Below are 20137 nucleotides of genomic sequence, written 5' to 3'. Positions count from 1 at the left end.
GTGGCGCGCATTCGATGTGTTTTGCGCCGCGCGCGATGCAGACTGTCACGCGTCGTTCGTTCGCGCATGGCTCGATACCGTGGACACCATTGCTCGCGCACAGCGCATCGACGGATGGCATGGAACATGAATACGGCAGATGGGAAGCGCAATCACCTGCACGGGAAGCGAGCGATGAAAAACATCCTGCTATACGAATATCTCAGCGCCGATGGCTGCGTGGACGAATGGATCGCGCCGGAACTGCGGATGCAGGGCAGGGCGATGCGCGATGCCGTCGCACGTGATCTCGCGCGGTCAGGCCATATCGCACTGACCTGCGTCGCGGGTCATGACGAAGTCCATGACGCAGCGGCTACGTCGCGCGCAATCGAATGGTGTTCCGCGCCGTTTGCGATTTCGCCGACGCGCTTCATCGCAGCCGAAGCGCGCCGTCACGACGCCGTATGGGTGATCGCGCCGGAGACGGGCGGCGTGCTGAGCGCGCTATGCGAAGCCGTCGGACCCGACCGATGGATCGGCTGCAACGCCGCGGCCGTGCGCATCGCGAGCAGCAAACGCCGCACGGCGCGGTATCTCGCTCTGGCTGGTATCGCCACGCCGCGTGCATGGTCGGTGGACGCGCCGCTCGATCCCGCGTGCAACGCGAGCGCCTGGGTCGTGAAGCCCGACGACGGCGCGGGCGCCGTCGATACACGCGTCTTTCACGACTACCGGATGGCGGAATACGTGTTCCTGCGTCGCGCCGCCGCGCAAGAGCGCGTGACGCTGGAAGAATGGATCACCGGCGATGCGTTCAGTCTCTCGCTGCTTTGCACGCGAGGCCACGCGGAGCTACTCAGCATCAACCGGCAACACATCGGCGTGCGTGACGGCCAACTCGCCTATGAAGGCCTGACGGCGAACGCGATTCCTCTGTCGAGCGAAATGGCGGGGGCGTGCCGCTCGCTGGCTGCGCGCGTGGCTCGCGCGCTTCCGGGCCTGGCTGGTTTCGTGGGCATCGATTTCGTGTGGCATCCGGAACGCGGCCCCGTCGTCATCGAAGTCAACCCGCGCGTGACGTGCGCCTATGCGGCACTGGCCGGCTCGGTGGAAGCCAATATCGCGGCAAGCATCGTCGCGCAACACTTCGATCTGGACGACGACTTCAACCGGAGGCGCTATGCCGCGTGATCTCGTGATCGGTTGGGACATCGGCGGCGCACATGTGAAGGCAGCGCGCATCGAGGCCGGGCGCGTATCCGATGTGATGCAATGGGTCTGCCCGCTCTGGCAGGGCATGGTCCACCTCGACGCCGTATTCGATGAAGCGGCGCAGCGTTGGCCCGATCACGGTGACGCGGAGCATGCCGTGACGATGAGCGGCGAGATGGCGGACATCTTCGCTAACCGCGAGGCGGGCGTCGCCGCGCTCGCGGGCAGACTGGCGAGCCGCTTCGGGCGAGACGCTTCGTTCTATGCCGGCCGGTCAGGATGGCAGCCGCACGAAGCCGTCCTCGAATACTGGGCCGACGTCGCGTCCGCGAACTGGCATGCGACGGCGGCGCTGATTGCTTCGCGTGTCCCCGCCGCCGTGCTCGTCGACATCGGCAGCACGACCACGGATTTCATTGCGATCCGCGAAGGCGTGCTCGCCTCGCGCGGGATGGACGACGCAGGGCGGCTCAAATCCGGCGAGCTTGTTTATCAGGGTGTCGTGCGTACGCCGCTGTGCGCGCTCTCGCAGCGCATCCGCTTTCGCGGCGAACCGCACAACGTGATGAACGAACTGTTTGCCACGACGGCCGACGTCTACCGTCTGACGCGTGAACTCGACCCACTGCACGACCAGCATCCCACGGCCGACGGCGGCGCGAAGGATCGCATGGCAAGCTGCCAGCGTCTTGCTCGCATGATCGGGCGCGATGCGCGCGATGCATCGATGGCCGACTGGGAGAGCTTCGCTCGCGAATGGCGCAAGGCACAGCTTGCGCATCTGTCGACGAATCTCGCCCAGGTGCTCGGGCGCGTCGGGTTGGGGCACGATGTGGTGCTGGTGTCGGCGGGCTGCGGTGCGTTCCTCGCGGATGAACTGGCGGCGCAGTTCGGGCGCGATGTGATCGCCTTCTCGTCGCTAACGAAAGCGGACGAAACGGCTGCCGGCTGGGCGCAGGTCTGTGCGCCAGCCGTCGCTGTCGCCCTTCTGCGCGCCGACGAAGCGCACATGGCCGACGCAACGGTCTGAACAACTACCATCTCCGCACACGGAGCGCCTATGTGGGTGGTGAAAATTGGCGGCAGTCTGAGCCGTGACCCGTTGCTCAAAGAATGGCTGCAGCACCTGAGCGAATTCGGCGGTGGGCGGGTCGTGATCGTGCCGGGCGGCGGCGAGTTCGCCGACCAGGCACGCGAGCATCAGGCCGTCTGGCGTTTCGACGATGTCGCCGCGCACAACATGGCCGTGCTCGGGATGGCGCAATACGCGCTGATGATGCAGGGCCTGTGCCGTCGTCTCGTGATCGCCGCGACGGATGCGCAGATTCGCGAGGCGTTGCGCGCTGGCCGCGTCGCCGTGTGGGCGCCGCTCGACCTGCTGTTTCAGGAACCCAACCGGCTGACCACCTGGGATGTCAGCTCGGACAGTCTCGCCGCATGGCTCGCCAACCGGCTGAACGCCGAACGGCTAGTGATCGTGAAGTCGTGTGAGGTCGAACCCGCGCGCACGAGCGAAGCCTATGCGGCGCAGGGCATCATCGACCGCTCGTTCGCCGGCTTCACGCGCGACGCGCCGTATCCCGTCGACATCGTGAACCGGAACGACGGGTCGCGCGTGCGCGACCGCCTGCTTCACGCGACAGCCGACTGAGCCCGTACCTCGAAGCCGGTATCGTTGGCCGCGCGCGCGGAGCCCAGGAGTTGCGCGCGCAGATCGCGCACGCGCGCCGCATTGAGCCGGCCGGTGCGCGACCCGTCGCATAGCGCCGTCCGGAAACCGGCGATGTCGGGACCGAGCGCGCGGATCAACGGCACGTGCTTGCTGAGCAGCGCGCCCGCCAGCCCCGCCATCACGTTGTGGACGCGCGCGATCTGCACCATGCTGTCGAGCACGGCCAGCGGGACGCATTGAAACAGATCGCCGCGTCGCTTGCTGGCCGTATCCACCATCACGCCCGCAAAACGCAGTTCGCATGCCTGTTCGACGATCCGCAGATCGAGGCCGTTGTCCACCAGCAGCACGGGGACCATATTCCAGTGCAGGCTTCGCATATACGTGAGGCTTCGGAGCGCGAGATCGAACGAAGCGCTATCGGCGGGTATGCCTGCTTTCACATAATCGACGCCGCAGCGTCCGACTTGCGATGCGCGATATTCGAGCGATGCGTGGTCACCCGGACGCAGATCGCCAACGGCGGCGCTGATGGGCAGACCGGGATGCTCGGCACGCAGGGACTGCACGACGTGCGCGATCCGCGGCGCTGCGACGGCGCCGAGCGCGCCCGCGCCAGGCTCCTTCAGATCGATCAGATCCGCGCCGGCCTGAGCGGCGTCGCGCGCCTCGTCGAGGTCGCGCACACTGGCGAGCATACGAATCATAGGGCCTCCTCTGAAAAGACTTGCGCGGTCGCAGCCGACCGCGCGTAAAAGACGTCGACCGCTTCCATCAGCCACTGCCAGGCCTGCTGTTCGCTCGGGCCAGCCGTCTTGTCGATGGCGATGGAGAGGTATGCGATTTCCGATTCCACTTTCTCGCGCGGCAGCATGGAGAGCCGGCTGACGAGCACCGCGCCTTCGATGACAGCGCCCTGCGCGCGGTTGAAACCGGTGAACGGCGCGTCCGTACACATGGCGACGCGTTCCATGACCAGCGTGGGGCGTTGCGGATCGCCGCCGACCGAGACCAGACGCAGTTCGGCGTGCGCGAGCGTGGCGGCGAGGCGCACGCACGGCACGTGATGGACGGGAAGCGTCGGCCATGTGCGGCGGCCCGTGACGCAGCCGGCAAACACGCGTACGTCGGTCGTGAAGTTGACGACGGCACAGCCCGTCGAAATGATGTTGTCGAATGTCGCGGATGGCAGAAACGGCATCAGGATGAACGTGTCGCCTTCGTGGCGCACGCCCATCGGCGCGCAATGCGGCTCGCCGCCCGGCGATAGGGTCGTGACTATGGTTTCGTGGATCATCGTCAGGCTTCCTTTCTGCGTGTCGTGCCGGGCGCGCATTGCGCGAGCAGATCGCTCGCTCCGCGCTCGCTCGCGCATCCCCATTCCAGCGGCTGATCCTGGCTATAGCGTTTTCCAAGCCGCCAGGCGAGTTCGGCGCGCGCGAGTTCGACACCCATGTAGAACGCGTGCGCGCCATCTGCTTCCAGATGAAGATGTGGCCACAGGGCGAACGCATCCGTGTCGAGATGGTGGCCGTCGCGGTTGTACACGTGTACGCCGTGAGTCGATACCTGCACGCGGAAGTTCGGGTCGCGGATCGCCGCTGCCGTCGCCGCGATTTCTTCGGGCGTATCGGGAAAAGGGCGCCTGGCGTGTACCGTCATCAACTGGTCGGTGAGGCCTTTGGGCAGCGTCTGGAGTTCGCGGGCCGCGTACATCATGCGTCGGGCGACGTCGGCTTCGCGTATCGCGCAGCGCGCATGGCCGCTCACTTGCGTGGTGAGAATGCCCGCGATGTTCAATTCGACACCGATGCCGAGCAGGATCGCGTGGATGCCGCTGGTGTCGGCTTCCGTGAGTTCCGTGACGTTGCCCGTGCCCATCAGCAGCGGCGCGTCGGGATAGCGATCGCGCAGCCGCTGATAGCGTGTGAGCGATTTCAAAAGCCCGAAGGGCAGCGGGTCGAGGATCGGGTCGGCGAGAAAGGGCCGGCCCTGTTGCATCATCATGTCGATGGCGTCGTACAACGATGCTTCGTCGCCGGGCTTGCGCGGAATCAGCACGGGCGTCGAGCCGACTTCGTTGAGAACCCAGAGCGTGTCGGCTGTCAGGCTAAGCAGATAGTCCGCGCCCGCGCGGCCGCCGCGCACCAGTTCCTTCACATCCATCGAGTCCACGCTGACCTGGAGCCCTTGTGCCTTCAGGGCATGGACGGCATCGGCGAGATGCGGGAACGGCGTGGCCGGCAGACAGCCGAGGTCGATCACGTCGGCGCCGTCGGCCCGTAGCTGCGCCGCGCGCGCGCAGATTGCATCGACGCCGAGACGGGGCGCATCGACGATCTCCGCGAAGATCGCGATATCGTGTTTCGACAGGTCCACGGGGCGTGCCGTGCAATCGAACCATGCGGGGAGATCCTTCAGCTCTTCGGGGCCGCGCTGCACGGGGATGCCGTAGTGTGCGGACAGCGCGTCGAGATCGCCGCGGCATCGTCCGGGGACGATCACGCGGTCGGCCGCAAGCGGGGCAGCGACCCGGCGGCGGATCATATCCGCTGTCATGAGCGCCGCCACCTGAAGTCCGATCTCGCGAATCTCCCAGCTGAATGGCGCGGGCGCGAGACTGCGTAATACGCGCTCCAGTCCGGGTTGCGCAAGGCGGCCGGTGAGGAAGACGATGTGTTCCATCAGGCGCTCGCGCAGCACGAGTCGGGTGCGCCCGTCGGGATGCGAATGTCGGCGATGCGTGCGTCGAGCGCGGCGCGCAGTTCCTCCAGCGAGCACACAACGTGGCAATGATCGATCTGCCTCAAGCGCGCTACGTTGTCGAGTTCGATATTGCGTGGCCGCAGTTCTACCCAGTCGAGCGGACTCTTCGTGACGACAACAGGCTGGGTATCGCATGCGAACACGATGCCCGGGATGCCCAGCTTGCCCGCCTGCGCGAACATGTTGGTCGGCAGCGTATCGGAGATGCCGAACGCGCATTTGGCGACGGTGTTGCTGGTGGCGGGCGCGACGACGACCGTGTGATAGCGCGTCTCGTCGTACAGCATCCCGACGGGCACGGCGCTCGCGCTGTTGTCGCGGAATACCCGGAAGCGCTGCTTGAGTTGCGCGAGGTCGATCTGGTACAGCGGCAGTACCTCTTGCGCCGCGCGCGACAGGAACAGATCGACGTGCGGCAGAAGCGTGGCCGCAATCTCCAGCGATTCGACCAGCCCGTGACCGGAGCCCGTCAACGCCCACGCAAAACGGGCTGGGGCGGTGTCGATGTCGTAGGGCAAGGAGCGCGTGTGGGTCATGGTCGGTCCGGCAGCCAGGTTGTTCAGTTTGCGATACATAGTGCGACCCCTCGTCATCAACCTCTTGCCGCGTGACGTGCTGTCTTGCCGGCCGGGACTCGCGCCTGATGCGGCGGCGTGGCCTGCTTGCGCGATGCGCGTGGGTTCCTGCGAGGGCGTTCGTGTCAATTGCTTGCGACATTCGTGCCTGGGCCGCTTCTTGCATGAGAACACGCGACGGACCGTCTATGAGGAACCCAAAATGAACGTGATCGACAGGAATGTGATTGAGCGGCCGCATCTCGCTTCATCCGAGATGGACCTCATCTTTATCGAAGGCTTTGAGGGTGAGACGGTGATCGGCATCGACCCCGACGAACTGCACGACCGGCAACCCGTGCGCATCGATCTGTGGGCAGGCGTGCCGCACAGTCACGCCTGCGACACGGACCGGATCGGCGATACGATCGACTACAGCAAAGTCCACGCTGCGTTGGAGTCGCTGCTCGCCGCGCACAAGATGCAATTGCTGGAAGCGCTGGCGGAGTCGGTTGCGCAGATGCTGCTCGTCGATTTTGGCGCGCACTGGGTGCGCGTGTCGCTTGCGAAGCCGAACAAGTTCGCGAACGTGAAAGCGGTGGGCGTGACGATCGAACGGACCGTGCGGTGGCCGTGAGCACTGCATGCGCTGGCTGCGCGTGCCCGCATCTACATGCAGCTTTCGGCTGGCGTGCAGGTAACGCGCAGTAGTGACGGGTCGAGGCATGCAGCCGCAAACAGCGTCGCGACCGTGAGATCCGCGGTCGTGCCCGGATTGATACCGCCGCGTTTCAGCGCGTTGTCCCATGCTGCGAGTTCGACGGGGTCCAACTCGGCCTGAGCATGCCACACGCGGGCATCGTCGCTGACCTGCCGCGCAAGCGCGATCCCATGCTTGCGCGCGATATGCGAGTCGGGCCAGTGCGATAGAAAGCCAAGCCAGGTTCTGAGCACCGCTCGCAACAGACTCGGTTGATCGACGGGGCCAACGTCCAATGCTGCGCGAAACTGCGTGAGCCCAAATCCAAGCACATCGACAAAACCGTTCGCGTATTGCCGCGCGATACTGTCGCGGTCGCTTGCGAGCGCCATCGCGCTGAGCAGATCGACCGTCGGTTCGGTGCCGACGTTCTGGCTGGGCGCGTCGCCGAGACCGCCCGGATTGGCGAGCGCAATCGCGCGATAGGCGGCGCGTGCGTCGGCGATATCCAGACGGGAGAGGGTAGCTTGTAGCGCGAGGCGGGCATCGTGCGCGGTGGGTGTTGCGTGCGTCGGTTGCGTCGCTTCGAACGCGTGCGCGAGCGGCGCGCACAGCAACACGATACCCAGGTTGGTATTGCACCCGGCGGCGCTCATCGAAAGACTCACCGCGCGTTCGATCCGCTCACCCACCGAAGTGCCTCGACCCGTCAACGCAGCACGAGCCGCCTGTGCGCTGGCAATGAAAAGGTCGGCCGTCATCCGGTGGCCGGGCGCACCGAAGCTGACGTTGCCGGGCTTCGCGCAGGCGACGTCGAGCGTACACGCCCACACGAACGCTTGCTCGATCAGATGCGGGCGGGCCTCGAGCATCACGCGACTTCCTTGACGTGGCTTGCTCGATCCGCAAGCGCCATCCGGCGGTTCAACAGATCGTCGACGATACAGCCCGCGATATCGAACGGCGTCACCGTTTGCAGCCCGCGCCACGCCGCGACGCCATTGACTTCGATGACGGTCGCGCCGTATGGATTGTCGTCACACGGAATCAGGTCGACGCCTGCATAGTCGAGTCCGAGCGCGGCGCTGGCGCGTTCTGCGAGTGTCGCGAGCGGTTCGTGGAGTTCGGCCGCTTCGCAGTGCGCGCCTTGTGCGACGTTATGCACCCAATGCTCACTGACCCGGCGCATGGCGGTCACGGCCTTGCCGCCGATCACCATCACGCGCCAGTCGTAGCCGGGTGTGCTGATGGGCTTCACCAGACGCTGCAAATACGCGAGCTGCCCATACGCTTTCAGTGCAGGCAGCGGTTCGCAACCCTCGCCGGTCGCGCCGATCCGTGCAATGCCTTTGCCTTGCGAGCCGAATAGCGGCTTTATCACGAGATCATGACCTGTGGCGCTTTCGCGCATCAACACGCGTTGTGCGACTGGAGCGGATTCGGTGACCCAGGTGGGTGGCGTCGGAATACCCGCCCGATGCAGCAGAAACGTGGTCATCGATTTGTCGACACTGCGTTCGATCGCGCGCGCGTCGTTGTAGACGGGCACGCCGAGTTCCCGCAGCGCGTGCAGGATGCCGAGCCGCACGGTGACCTGTTCGAATGTTCCGCCCGCGATGCCACGCACGATGACGGCATCGGGCAGTCCGCGCCCATAGCCCGGAATCACGAGTCCGTGCGGTGCGTGCGTGGTGTCGAAGCGGCAATCGGCAAGATCGATGCAGCGGCCGGTCGCGCCGCGTGTACGCAGTGCGCGCTTGAGGCGCGACGTATGCCAGCCGGTTTCGTCCGTCATGATCGCGACGGCGAGCGCGGTGCCTGTCATCTCAGACCTCTTCGAGCCAGAGCGGACGCAGAAGATCGAAACGCGTTGTGCCCGCGTGGAAGGTGCGCCCCGTGGCGAGATTGCTCACCCAGACTTCGGCGGGCGCGAAGAGTGCGGGATCGATCTTGTAGAAATCGTATTCGTACTCCTTGAATACATCTGCAAACGGGCGGCCAAAGTCTTTCGACGCCGACGAGGGCAGCGCTCGCGCAAGTTCGCGGGCCGCTTCGTCATTGCCCGTCACGGTGAGATGGACACGGCCTCCGTACAGGATGGCATCGTTGGTGCGGCCCATGGCCTCGACAGGGTCCTCGGCGGGCGACGGCAACGGCGCGCTGGCGGAACCTTCGCAAATGTCGTTGAGCTCGAAACCCAGTTCATGCGCCTTGTGCAGCGCGACTTCGAGCGCGCGCGCGACCACTTGCGTGGTGCCCGCGCGGCTTGCTGTCGGCGTGAGAATCAGCGTGAGATTGCGCGGCTGCAGCTTGCAGTCGCGCAGGATCTTCTCGATGACGACTGCGGGTGGCGCGCGGTCCACTTCGAGCACGAGACAGCCCGTCGCCACGACGTCGCGATAAGCCAGCTCATCGAACAGCGCTTCCTTGCAGGCGAGCGCGCGCGCCGGTCCTGAGCCGAGCGCAAAGAATTTCTTGCCGCCCGTTTCTTCTTTGCTGGCCGCGAGACTCCAGCCCGCGTACTGCGAGGCTAGACAAGCCAGCACGGGTTGCGCGCTGGCGATGTCGACGAAGGTCGGCCATTCGTCCGACGCGTTGCGTGACGCGGCGGCTCGCAGCGCGACACGGCCCAGACCACCCATGCATATTTCGCCGATCGCGATGCCGGCGGCGACGCTGCCGGGCGTATCGATACCGGCATCGATGATCGTGACGCCGTGTGCGTCGCGCTGAACCGCGATGCCCAGTTCAGCTTGCCGCTCCAGCAAACTGGCGATCAAAGGCCGCACCAATGTGTTGACGCTCAGAGTAGAAGACGACGCAGCCGCCGATGTCGAAACATCAGCGAGAGAGGAGGAGGTCTGCATGGCCAGGTTTCCTGGTGGTGTCGATGGAGGCAATGGTTGCCGCACGGGCGGCGAGTTCGGCGCGCACTGTGGCCGTCTGGGTGCCGTGCGCACAGACAGCCGATACGCTGCACAACGGCGCGCCTGCCGCGATGAAACTGCCCGTGACTGGGATGTCGTGGCACCAGCCGAGATTCAGCGCGCGCTGGACGAATTCGGGCGACACCGTGCGGTCGCGATCGGCGAAGACGATCTGTTCCCCGCATAGCGATTCCGTCTGCGCGGCGGCGCTCGACATGTCGGCGTCGAGTGATGCGCCTGCGCACGCACGCACATGCAGCGATAGCAGCGAACGATTAGAGCCGCGCTCATAGAGGGACATCGTAGCCGAAGGTCTCGCGTTGACTTCGAGCACGAAGCAACGCTCGCCATCGACAATGAAGTCGAGGCTGTTGAGCCCCTTGAGCCGCGTGCGCGAGACGATCGCATTCACGGCGGCCGCGATTTGCTGGCGAACGGCATCCGGCACGTCGACAGGCCCGATGGCGCCGCCATAAACGAACGGCTGCCCGCCATGCGGGACGATCAGTTGTTCGTTGAATCCGATGATCGTGGCCTTGCGCGTATCGGCAATGAAAAGCGCTGACATCGAACGGCCAGGCTGATGACGCTGAAAATACCGGCCACCGCGCGATGCGCCGGTGGCATGCCTTTGCGCGGCATGGCGAATATGCATGCCGCCCGTTCCATTGGCATCCTTTTCAAGCCATCCCGCCGGGTCGACAGGCGCTTGCAACTGTGTCTCGGGATGAGGTATCCCTGCATCGTCCAGCAGCGCAAAGAATCGCACTGGGTCGCGCACGGCATCATACGATTCACGCGTATTGCCGATCATCGCAAGTGCGATGCGCCTGTCGTCGAGCAGATCGCGATGCGCTTCGAAACCCGCACCTGCGATCCAGCCAATCACATTCGGCGTTCGACTTGCGGCGTCGAGCGCTTCGCGTGTGCGCTGCGGATCGATCGACAACGACGCCGGGTCGCCGATGGGATGCCACATGCCCGACGCGCGCCGCGTGTCGGTGTCGCCGAACAGATCCAGCACGATCACGCGCCAGCCCGCGCGCCGCGCCGATTCGGCCAGCATGCGGGCGCAGAGCGCGGCAGCCACGACGACAGGGGGCGACATGATGTCGTCAGGCCGTGGCGAGCGACGAGCGCTCGGTGACCACGCGGCGGGCCATGTCGAGCGCGTCGTCGAAGCCCAGATAGACCTTCTCTTTCGCGGCGAGCATCTGCATGAAGAGCCGCTGCTGCACTTCGTATTTGACGTTGCCGATCGCGAGTGCGCCGATGCCGAGCGCGTCGTGCTGACCGACACGCTTGCCGTTGTCCATGACGCCGACGCCTGCGATCCCTGCGGGCGGCACGGCGTTCACATCGGCGGCCACGAGCAGGCGGGCCGCGCGGTTTACCTGCTGCGCGCTCATCACTTCGACACCGGCGGCAGCCGTGGCGAATACGACGTCGACGGAACTTAAGGTCGCGCCGATGGCTTCTGCGCTGCTCGCGTCGGCGCCTTCGAGTTGCGCGCCAAAGCGCGCGCCGGCACGCTCGCATGCTTCGCGCGCGGCATCGAGCCCGCGGCTGCTGGCCAGCGCAACGCGCGCGCCTGCCTGCGCGGCGAGCACGCCGGCAATAAGCCCCACGGGTCCCGTTCCGCCGAAGACGAGAATGCGCTTGCCGTCGAGTCCCGTGTCGAAGGTACTGCGCAATTGCCACTCGACACTCGCGACGAGCGCCGCCGCCGTCGTGAACGATCCGCTCGGGTCGGCGAACACGGAGACTTCGAACGGCGGCACCATGGCCTCGCGCGACAGGCGCAGCATGTCCACGGCCAGCATCACATCGCGTCCGCCGATAAAGATGCCCGTATGCGCGACCCCTTTGGGGCCGCGCGAAAAAATGGCATCCTGGGTCAGCGGTCCGATCATCCTGGCATCGACGTCGGTGTACGGCACGACGACCTGGTATCCGGCATCGACGGCCATGTTCACATCGAACGGGCTCATCTGCCGGCCGGGCGTGAACATGTGGAGAATGTGTTTGCGTTCCATGTTTCCTCGTCAAACAGGTGGATCAATCCCGGGCCGACGCCCAGGTGACGGTGGCCCCCGAGTTGAGTCCGCTGACTATCTCGACTCGCAGCCCGGGGTCGATCGCCGCCGCCTCGCGCGCGGAGCGCAAGGCGTGTTCGGCTTCTTCCTGCGATTCCATGATGGCGAAGCCCGTCGGTCCCCACGAACTCTGACCCACGCCCGCGCAGTAGCGCGCGCCGATCCAGTCGAGTACGCGCCCGACTGCGGGGCTCGTATAAATACCGCCTTGCGACTTGGCGAAGTATCGGCCGATGCCGTCCTGCAGCGCGCTCACGCCTTGCGCGAACGGCGCGAACTCGCGTTCCGCGACGGCGGGCAGTATCTGCATCAACGTCAGGTGACAGGCATGCGCAGCGAGCGCCTGGGGAAACGGCGGCAAGGCGGCGAGCGCCTGGTGTTCGGCCGGCCCCGAGAGCCCTGTGCGCGATTCGTCGAACACGAGCATCACGCGCCACGAAGACGGGAAGTCGAATCGCGAGAGGACGGGCGGCAGCACGCCCGGCCCGCGCGGACCGCCATCGACGATCAGGCCGCCGCGTTCGAACCCGGCGATACCCACGCCCGAGCGCGCACCGCGCGCGAGCGCGGGCGCCAGTTGTGTTGCGCTCAGGTCGAGCCCATACAGGCGAGCAAACGCGTGCCCGACCGTGAGCGCGAGCTGCGTGCCGGAGCCGAGGCCCGCATGCGCGGGCAACGTACGCCGCAGCCGCACGTCGATGGGCGCATCGTTGCCCGTCAGGTTGCGCAGCGTCTCGATGTGGGCGCGTACGCGCGGCAGTTCATCGCGAGCGCCAGGCTCGGCGGTGTAGTGATCGTCGTCGTCGACGGAGAGCCGTGCGTCGAGCGTCGTGCTGATGCCGCCGATCACGAGCCCCAGACTGCCGAAGCGTCGCCCCAACGACGCACCCGGATCGAGAAACCCCAGATGCAGCCGGCCGGGCGCATTCACGGTGACGATGCTGGTGTGCTTTGCAGTCGATTCAGCCATCGCATGTCGGCTCATATGCGCGTTCCCCAATCCCTTGACGGGTGATTGTTCCGGGGCCTTCAACGCAAGCGTTATGCCATGTGCGCGGCTATCGACTTCAAGCGCCTGTGCGCTGTGCGCGCACGCAGCGTGAATTTCCAGCAGGTCGCCAGGCGGGCAGCGAGTTGCACTGTCGAACCTTGTGCAGAATCGGTGACACTTTGCTTCATGTCTGCGCGAAGGGACTCGCGGCGTGGGCGCGGGGTGTGAGGTCAGCGAACTGTCCTTCCAGGTACGCGCCCGTCTTCTCGATCAGGAAGCGCCGGAATGCGACGCAGGCGGGCGACATCTGCTTCGCGTTCATATGCACCACGTGCCAGACGCGATCGATGGGCGTGCCGTTCACCTGCAGGATCGACACCTCGCGCGCCAGCAGTTCGAGCCGCAGCGTGTGCAGCGGCAAGACGCTTACGCCCATGCCCGCGACCACGGCCTGCTTGACGGTTTCATGGCTGTCGAGCGCGAGCCTTCGAGCGGGCGTGAACAGATGCTGCTGGAACATTTCCATCGCGACGGCTGCCGTGTCGGACCCTGGCTCACGCATCAGGAAGGTGTCATGGCGCAATTCGTGCAAGTCGAAGCGCGATGCATCGACGAACGGATGCGTCGTACAGGCGGCGATCACGTGCGGGTTGTAGGCGAGCGGTTCGCAGTGCGCGTCGAGTTCGGCGGGTGGGCGTCCCATCACGGCGAGATCGATCGCGTTGTCTTGCAACTGGCGCAGCAGCGCATCGCGGTTGCCAATCGAAAAGCGGATATCGACTTTCGGATAACGCTCCGCATAGCGCGAGATTTGCCGAGGCATGAAATAGCGGGCGGTGCTGACTAGGCCAATGGAAATGGTGCCGCCATCCGCCGACGAGAGCGAGCGCATCGCATCTTCGGCGTCCTTGATGTCGCCGAGAATCCGCTTCGCATGGTGCGACAGCGTGGCGCCCGCTTCCGTGAGCGTGAGCCGCCGGCCGATGCGTTCGAACAGCGGCAGCCCGATGGCCTCTTCGAGCTGTTTGATCTGCATCGAGACGGCGGGCTGCGTCAGGTGCAGGTCTTCGGCGGCCCGGGCGAAGTTCTCGTACTGGGATGCCGCCGAGAAGATCTGCAACTGGCGCAGCGTGAGGTTGCGGAGCAGGTTAAGCATGATCAGGACTCCATGCCGCAGCAGATAAGCATCGCTTACAGCGCAAATAAAAATTACTGAATTTCTCTTGAAGGTCCACTGGCTTACCGTGTTTGCCAGAGGGTCATCGCAAGCAACCGACGATCGAGGAGTCACGATGAATGCACGAATTGCACCAGGCTTCCCGTTCAATCAACGCGACACGAGGCAACCGTGAACCCTGCACAAGTAACACTGTCGAGTTTCCTCGCCGACCATCTTGCTTCCCGTCGCGCGGCAGCACCGGGCGGCTTGCATGCCACTGACGCCGCCGGACTGTGTACCGTGATCGAGGCGATCGCGCAGGCGGTAGAAGCCATCGCGGCGCGCATTGCGCAGGGCGCGATTGGCGCGGCGCAGACGCTCTTGCACGGACCCACGGCTTCGATTCACGACGCGTTGAGCGTTGCCGCAAACGATGTGATGACGTCGATGTGCGAGCGCAGCGCGGAGATCGCGGGCATGGTTTCGCCGTTCATGCAGTCAGTGCGCGCAACGTCGGCGGGCCGGTACGTGCTGTTCGCCGATCCTCTCGACGGCGCCGCCAATGCCGATTCGAACGCGGCGCTCGGCAGCATTTTCTCGATACGGCACGCGGGCGCCTGCACGGCCGACGGCGGATGTGTGATCACGGGCACGAAGCAGCTTGCTGCCGGCTACGCGCTCTATGGACCGGCGACGCTGCTCGTGATCACGGTCGGGCGCGGCACGCATGGCTTCACGCTGTGCCGCGAACGCGGCGAATTCGTGCTGACGCACGAGGCGATCCGCATGCCCGAACACGGAGTCGAACTGGCGATCAACGGCGGCAACGAGCGTTTCTGGGAGCCACCCGTGCAGCGCTATGTGAGCGAGTGCAGGGACGGCAGCGCGGGCGTACGCCAGCGCGACATCGACACGCGCTGGATTGCGTCGCTGGTCGCCGATACGCATCGCACGCTGCTGCGCGGCGGCCTGTGTCTTTATCCGCGCGCAAGCCGCTGCGCGCCGCGCGCCTCGCGTCAGCCGCTGCTGTATCAGGCGCAGGCGCTGGCGTGGCTGGTCGAGCAGGCGGGGGGATGCGCCAGCACCGGGCGCGTGCGGGTGCTCGACGTCGCGGCCGATACGCATGGCTGTACGCCGATGTTTCTCGGCACGCAGCGCGAAGTCGAGCGGATCGAGCGTTACCACCGCGAGCACGAGCGAGGCGAGGACGCGCCGTTCACGTCGCCGCTCTTCAACGAGCGCTCGTTGTTTCGTCCCGAGGCGCGCGTGTAACGCGTGCGGGTTCATGCGCGAAGCACTGCAAGATGGAGTGAGAGCATGTCGATCAAACATCCGATTGTCGCGGTAACGGGTTCGAGCGGGGCAGGGACGACGACCGTGATGAACAGCTTTCAGCACATCTTCCGGCGCGAGAAACTCAATGCGCAGATTGTCGAAGGCGATGCGTTCCATCGCTTTGACCGTGCCGCGATGCGCGTCGCGATGAAAGAGGCGGAGGAAACCCGCCGCCAGTTCAGTCACTTCGGCCCGGAAGCGAACCTGCTGGAGGAACTCGCGGCGTTGTTTTGCGAGTACGCGGCAACGGGACGCGGACGGGTGCGCAAGTATCTGCACGACGAGGCGGAAGCGGCGGAATACGATCTCGAACCCGGCATGTTCGGGCCGTGGACAGACATCGAGCCGCCTACCGATCTGCTTTTCTACGAGGGACTGCACGGCGGTTTCGTCGGCCGCGGCATCGATGTGGCGCAGCACGCCGATCTGCTGGTGGGCGTCGTCCCCATCATCAACCTCGAATGGATTCAGAAGCTGCATCGGGACAAGACACTGCGCGGCTATTCGCAGGAAGCCGTGATGGACACGATCTTGCGCCGGATGCCGGACTACGCTCACCATATCTGTCCTCAGTTCAGCCGTACGCATGTCAACTTTCAGCGCGTGCCGACGGTGGACACGTCAAACCCCTTTACCGCCCGCGACATTCCGAGCGCCGACGAGAGTTTTGTCGTCATCCGCTTTACCAACCCGAAGGGAATCGACTTTCCCTATCTGCTGACGATGCTGCACGACTCCTTCATGAGCCGGCCCAATGTCATCGTCGTGCCGGGCGGCAAGATGGGGCTCGCGATGCAACTGATCTTCACGCCCATGATCCTGCAGATGATCGACCGCCAGAAGCGGGCGGCCTGAACGCTCTGCCGGAAAGTACACCCTAGCTGTCAACAGGAGACATACACATGCAAGTCATGCCGCGCAATCTGCCGATCGATGCCGTGCTGTTCGATCTAGACGGCACGCTGTTGCATACCTCGCCGGACATCGGCAATGCGCTCAACCGGGCGCTGACCGAAAACGGTTTTCCCTTGCTCGCGCCCGGCGTTGCGCAGACCTTGATTGGCGGCGGCTCCGCGATACTGATCGACCGCGCGTTGACGCTGTTGGGTGTGGAGGCGCGCGCTTCGACGCTCGATCTCGTTCTGCGCCGCTACGAGACGTGCTACCACCAGCTCTGCCGCCATGAAGATCAACTGACGCAACTGTATCCCGGCATCGAATCGACGCTCGACAGCTTGCGCGGCATGGGCCTCAAGCTCGGCGTAGTCACCAACAAGGAGTCGCGCTTCGTCGAGCCGCTGATGTGGCGCTTTGGCTTGCACGCATGGTTCGACATGATCGTCGACGGCGATGCGCGCTTGCCGCACAAGCCCGACCCCGATCCGCTTCTGCATGCCTGCGAGGCGTTGGGTGTCGATCCGGCGCATACGCTCTTTGTCGGCGATTGCGTGACGGATGCGCTTGCGGCGCAGGCGGCAGGCATGCCGATGGTGTGTGTGAGCTATGGATACAGCAGCGACCACCCGGTAAGCGAATTGCCGTGCATGCGCGTGATCGACACGATCGCCGAATTGACGGAGCTGATAGGCGGGCCGCGCAAATGGCACGGCTCAACGCGTATCGATCACGGCATCGCCGGGCAAGAGATGCCTGCAAGCCAGCTGAATTGAGTGAAAGAGAGGCGCGTCACGTCTTGATGTGTACGCGCCTCATTTTGCGGTACAGCGTATTGCGTGTGATGCCGAGCGCGATCGCCACCTGGCTCACGTTCCAGCGATGCTTGTCCAGCAGCGCGAGCAGTGCTTCGCGTTCGGCCAGCAGGATCGCATTGAGCGGCGCGGCGATATTTGTTTCGCCTTCTGCATCGGCGTCGTCGTCGGCTTCTTGCGGCACGGATGCTGTACTTGCAGCTGGCTGGCGATTCAGGTTCTTTTCCCTCTGTACGAGCCAGGCGGGCAGATGGGCCGTGGTGAGTTCATCGCCATCGCAAAGAGCGACCGCCGTGCGCAGCACGTTGCGAAGCTGGCGGATATTCCCGGGCCAGTCGCTATCGAGCAGAATCTGGCGCACGTCCGCTGAAATCCGCAGGGCAGGGGTGTTCTCTTTTTCGAGCAGATGGCGGATCAACGCAAGCTTGTCCTTGCGCGCGCGCAGCGGAGGCAGTTCGAGCATCACGCCGTTCAGGCGGTAGTACAGGTCCTCGCGAAACTGACCGCTTTCAACCAGTTCCGCCAGATCACGGTGGCTTGCGCTCACGAGCTGAAAGTCCACCTTGACGACGGTTTCGGAACCGAGTGGCGTGACTTCGCGTTCTTCCAGCACCCGCAACAGGCGCGCCTGCAACGCGAGCGGCATGTCGCCGATCTCGTCGAGAAAGAGCGTGCCGCCATCGGCTTGCAGAATCTTGCCGCGTCGCCCTTCGCGTTGCGCGCCCGTGAAGGCGCCGGCGCGGTAGCCGAACAGTTCGCTCTCGATCAGATGTTCCGGCAACGAAGCACAGTTGACGGCGACAAACGGACCGCTGTTGCGCTCGCTTGCCGCATGCAGCGCATTGGCGAACACTTCCTTGCCGCTGCCCGTCTCGCCGTGAACCAGCACGGAAATGCCGCGATCGATCACGCGTGCGCCCAGATCGAACTGGCTGGCAATCTGCGCGTCGCCGAATTCGACACGCGATGCGCCTGTGGGCCGGGTGATGCGCGTTGGCCGTCGGGCGAGTGCGGGCGTCGCGGGTTGATCGGACGCCGTGTCATCGAACGAAGCGGCGACAGGGGGTGGCGAGATCGCGTCGCGCGCGGCGCGATCGCGGGGTTCTTGCGCGACGACAAAAAAGCGGCTCGACCCATGCGTGCGATAGATCGCGACGGGATAAAACGAACTGCGTGTACTGCGCGCCACGATCTCATTCAGCGATGCATTGAAGATTTCGGTGACGGATTGGCCTGCGATCTCATCGAGCGTCACGAAACCCAGTTGCACGAGTGCGCTGCGATTGGCGCCGAGTATCGTGCCATCTTCATCGACCGTGAGCTTGCCCGCGTGCAGCGTGCCGACGAACTCAGGGCGGCTGTGAAACTGGATCCGGTAGGCCTGCGTATGACGTGCATCGAGCAAGCGATTTTCGATCATCTGCCGGGACATGCCGACCAGCACCAGCGAATGTTGCTGCAATAGCGGTGAGCGGCTCGTGACGTCGAGCACGCCCGCGATCGTGCCACGTTCGTCGAATACGGGCGCGGCCGCGCAAGTCAGCGTGGTGTAGCGCCGGTAGAAGTGTTCGTGCTGGCGCACGGCGATGCTTTTGCCTTCGGCGAGACAGGTGCCCATGCCGTTGGTGCCGGCTGCCCGTTCGTTCCATATGGCGCCCGCGCACAAGCCCCAGTCTTCGACTTCGCCTGCGAATTCGGGCGACGACGCGAGATGCAGGATGACGCCATCGGCGTCCGTCATCACGACGGCGAGTTCGGGATCGCCGAGCTGCTGATAGAGCGTCGCCATTTCGAGCTTCGCGCAGTCGACCAGTTCGGCGCTCTGCTCGCGGCGCAGCGCAAGTTCCGCGCTCGTCATCACGGGTGGCGCTACGCACACGTCAGGATCGAGTCCATAGTCTTCGATGCAACGCGTCCATGAGCGGACCACGGGCGCGCTCGGAGCGAATCCGTCACGAACACGCTCGCGCATGATGGCTTCGACCTGGTGACCCTTTTCCGCGAGCGGCTGGCATGACGACATGGTGGACATCTCCGGGAAAAACGAGGGCGGTCATGCATGCGGACATGCTCGCCACATTGAAGCCCATTATTGGCAATCCAATTCGGCGTGACAATCAGCCTTGATGGACTACCTCCCGGGGAGTAGAGGTAAACGAGAGTGGGGCCGCGACATGGCAGGCGAACGCGCAGCACTTCGCTGCCGCGTGCGTGGCGAACGCGGCCGAAGCGGTCAAACGAAGGGAAAGCAGGGCGGCGCGAAGGCGCCCCGCTGTATCAGTGGTGCGAACGCGAGCCGTGCTCCTGCTGCCACAGGACGGCTTCAAGACGCGAGTGAAGATCGAGCTTGCGCAACACGTGCTTGACGTGAACCTTCACGGTCCCCACGCTGATATCGAGCTTGCGCGCGATGGCCTTGTTGCACAGGCCCGCCACCAGATGGTCGAACACTTCGACCTCGCGTGCCGTCAGATCGTTCTGCGCCGCGGGAATACGCTGGCCGCCCGAGAGCGCATGAACGAGACTGCCCGTGACGGACTCGCTGAGGACGGCCGTACCCTTGAGCGCCTTTTGCAGCGATATGCACAGGTCTTCGGGGTCCATGTCCTTCAACAGATAGCCGTGCGCGCCCGCGCGCAACGCGGCCACCACGTCGCGCTCATTGTCGGACACCGTCAGCATGATGAAACGCGCGTCCACGCCCGCTTCGCGCATGCCTTCCAGCGTTTCGATACCGTTCATGCGCGGCATGTTCAGGTCGATCAGGACCACGTCCGGCTTGAGCCGGACGGCCATCTCGATGCCATCGTGGCCCGAAGTCGCTTCGCCCGCGACCTCGAACGCCGGGTTCATCTGGATCAGTTGCGCGACGCCCTTGCGAAACAACGCGTGGTCGTCGATGAGAAGTACTGTGTGAGGGACCATCTGCTCTTCCTGGGCTCATGGCTGCATAAACTGCGCGGTGTGGCGCAGTGCGATGTCTTGAACGTGCGAGCGGTGGCTTATTGTTTTTGTTGCCAGTTTGTTGCGAGCT

At 64.7% G+C, this 20137-nt stretch carries 20 protein-coding genes; 7 read left to right on the top strand and 13 right to left on the bottom strand.

What is annotated here, in order from left to right:
* Window positions 1–174 precede the first annotated feature (174 nt).
* Genes BLT65_RS07645 through BLT65_RS07635 form a run of 3 tightly spaced genes read left to right on the top strand, consistent with a single transcriptional unit; the run spans window position 175 to window position 2845 of the window.
* The gene (locus BLT65_RS07645) at window positions 175–1173 is read left to right on the top strand and encodes an ATP-grasp domain-containing protein (RefSeq protein WP_244186451.1); all 999 of its coding nucleotides are present in this window, start codon (window positions 175–177) and stop codon (window positions 1171–1173) included.
* A complete protein-coding gene (locus tag BLT65_RS07640) occupies window positions 1163–2224 on the top strand; it encodes a hydantoinase/oxoprolinase family protein (protein ID WP_091776624.1) in 1062 nt (353 codons plus the stop codon). The genes BLT65_RS07645 and BLT65_RS07640 overlap by 11 nt, the downstream gene beginning before the upstream one ends.
* 30 nt (window positions 2225–2254) lie before the next feature.
* Complete coding sequence (locus BLT65_RS07635; protein WP_091776622.1) at window positions 2255–2845, top strand: amino acid kinase family protein; 591 nt, start codon at window positions 2255–2257, stop codon at window positions 2843–2845.
* On the opposite strand, the gene BLT65_RS07630 is transcribed toward BLT65_RS07635, so the two are convergent.
* Genes BLT65_RS07630 through BLT65_RS07615 form a run of 4 tightly spaced genes read right to left on the bottom strand, consistent with a single transcriptional unit; the run spans window position 2827 to window position 6168 of the window.
* Entirely contained in the window at window positions 2827–3573 is a 747-nt protein-coding gene (locus BLT65_RS07630; RefSeq protein WP_091776620.1) for a (5-formylfuran-3-yl)methyl phosphate synthase, read from the bottom strand. The genes BLT65_RS07635 and BLT65_RS07630 overlap by 19 nt on opposite strands.
* The gene (locus BLT65_RS07625) at window positions 3570–4163 is read right to left on the bottom strand and encodes a DUF447 domain-containing protein (RefSeq protein ID WP_091776618.1); all 594 of its coding nucleotides are present in this window, start codon (window positions 4161–4163) and stop codon (window positions 3570–3572) included. The genes BLT65_RS07630 and BLT65_RS07625 overlap by 4 nt, the downstream gene beginning before the upstream one ends.
* A gap of 2 nt (window positions 4164–4165) precedes the next feature.
* Window positions 4166–5551, bottom strand: a complete 1386-nt coding sequence (locus BLT65_RS07620) for a DUF6513 domain-containing protein (protein ID WP_091776964.1) — start codon at window positions 5549–5551, stop codon at window positions 4166–4168.
* A complete protein-coding gene (locus BLT65_RS07615; RefSeq protein WP_208545751.1) occupies window positions 5551–6168 on the bottom strand; it encodes a flavoprotein in 618 nt (205 codons plus the stop codon). The genes BLT65_RS07620 and BLT65_RS07615 overlap by 1 nt, the downstream gene beginning before the upstream one ends.
* Window positions 6169–6409: 241 nt before the next feature.
* Between BLT65_RS07615 and BLT65_RS07610 the strand changes: the two genes are divergently transcribed.
* Window positions 6410–6823, top strand: a complete 414-nt coding sequence (locus tag BLT65_RS07610) for a dihydroneopterin aldolase (RefSeq protein ID WP_007585746.1) — start codon at window positions 6410–6412, stop codon at window positions 6821–6823.
* A gap of 32 nt (window positions 6824–6855) precedes the next feature.
* On the opposite strand, the gene BLT65_RS07605 is transcribed toward BLT65_RS07610, so the two are convergent.
* The 7 genes from BLT65_RS07605 to BLT65_RS07575 form a co-directional block, all read right to left on the bottom strand.
* Window positions 6856–7758, bottom strand: coding sequence for a triphosphoribosyl-dephospho-CoA synthase (locus BLT65_RS07605; protein ID WP_091776614.1), 903 nt, complete (start codon window positions 7756–7758; stop codon window positions 6856–6858).
* A complete protein-coding gene (locus BLT65_RS07600) occupies window positions 7758–8711 on the bottom strand; it encodes an ATP-grasp domain-containing protein (protein WP_091776612.1) in 954 nt (317 codons plus the stop codon). Before BLT65_RS07600 ends, BLT65_RS07605 begins: the two co-directional genes overlap by 1 nt.
* Before the next feature lies 1 nt (window position 8712).
* Entirely contained in the window at window positions 8713–9753 is a 1041-nt protein-coding gene (mch, locus tag BLT65_RS07595; RefSeq protein ID WP_091776610.1) for a methenyltetrahydromethanopterin cyclohydrolase, read from the bottom strand.
* Window positions 9728–10921, bottom strand: coding sequence for an ATP-grasp domain-containing protein (locus tag BLT65_RS07590; protein WP_091776608.1), 1194 nt, complete (start codon window positions 10919–10921; stop codon window positions 9728–9730). The genes mch and BLT65_RS07590 overlap by 26 nt, the downstream gene beginning before the upstream one ends.
* Window positions 10922–10928: 7 nt before the next feature.
* Window positions 10929–11849, bottom strand: coding sequence for an NAD(P)-dependent methylenetetrahydromethanopterin dehydrogenase (locus tag BLT65_RS07585; RefSeq protein ID WP_091776606.1), 921 nt, complete (start codon window positions 11847–11849; stop codon window positions 10929–10931).
* A gap of 22 nt (window positions 11850–11871) precedes the next feature.
* Window positions 11872–12879: a beta-ribofuranosylaminobenzene 5'-phosphate synthase family protein gene (locus tag BLT65_RS07580; RefSeq protein ID WP_091776604.1), complete on the bottom strand. Its 1008-nt coding sequence runs from the start codon at window positions 12877–12879 to the stop codon at window positions 11872–11874.
* Window positions 12880–13084: 205 nt separating this feature from the next.
* Window positions 13085–14056 carry a LysR substrate-binding domain-containing protein gene (locus BLT65_RS07575; RefSeq protein WP_091776602.1) on the bottom strand — a complete coding sequence of 324 codons (972 nt, stop codon included), beginning with the start codon at window positions 14054–14056 and terminating at the stop codon, window positions 13085–13087.
* Window positions 14057–14248: 192 nt separating this feature from the next.
* On the opposite strand from BLT65_RS07575, the gene BLT65_RS07570 reads away from it, so the two are divergent.
* The 3 genes from BLT65_RS07570 to gph are packed head-to-tail and all read left to right on the top strand — an operon-like array spanning window position 14249 to window position 17064.
* Window positions 14249–15331, top strand: coding sequence for a class 1 fructose-bisphosphatase (locus BLT65_RS07570; protein ID WP_091776600.1), 1083 nt, complete (start codon window positions 14249–14251; stop codon window positions 15329–15331).
* 45 nt (window positions 15332–15376) lie between these two features.
* Window positions 15377–16249, top strand: coding sequence for a phosphoribulokinase (locus BLT65_RS07565; RefSeq protein ID WP_091776597.1), 873 nt, complete (start codon window positions 15377–15379; stop codon window positions 16247–16249).
* Window positions 16250–16296: 47 nt separating this feature from the next.
* Window positions 16297–17064 (top strand): phosphoglycolate phosphatase, encoded by a 768-nt coding sequence (gene gph / locus BLT65_RS07560; protein WP_091776595.1) that lies wholly within the window; start codon window positions 16297–16299, stop codon window positions 17062–17064.
* A gap of 16 nt (window positions 17065–17080) precedes the next feature.
* Here the strand turns inward: gph and BLT65_RS07555 are convergent, their stop codons facing one another.
* Together BLT65_RS07555 and narL are read right to left on the bottom strand one after the other, a co-directional pair.
* Complete coding sequence (locus BLT65_RS07555; RefSeq protein ID WP_091776593.1) at window positions 17081–19126, bottom strand: sigma-54-dependent Fis family transcriptional regulator; 2046 nt, start codon at window positions 19124–19126, stop codon at window positions 17081–17083.
* 254 nt (window positions 19127–19380) lie between these two features.
* Window positions 19381–20028 (bottom strand): two-component system response regulator NarL, encoded by a 648-nt coding sequence (narL, locus tag BLT65_RS07550; protein WP_042306482.1) that lies wholly within the window; start codon window positions 20026–20028, stop codon window positions 19381–19383.
* Window positions 20029–20137 lie beyond the last annotated feature (109 nt).

This window comes from Paraburkholderia steynii (genome assembly GCF_900100565.1).
GTDB lineage: Bacteria > Pseudomonadota > Gammaproteobacteria > Burkholderiales > Burkholderiaceae > Paraburkholderia > Paraburkholderia terrae.
Note: the sequence above shows the minus strand (reverse complement) of the source record. Positions and strands in the feature narration are given on the sequence as shown.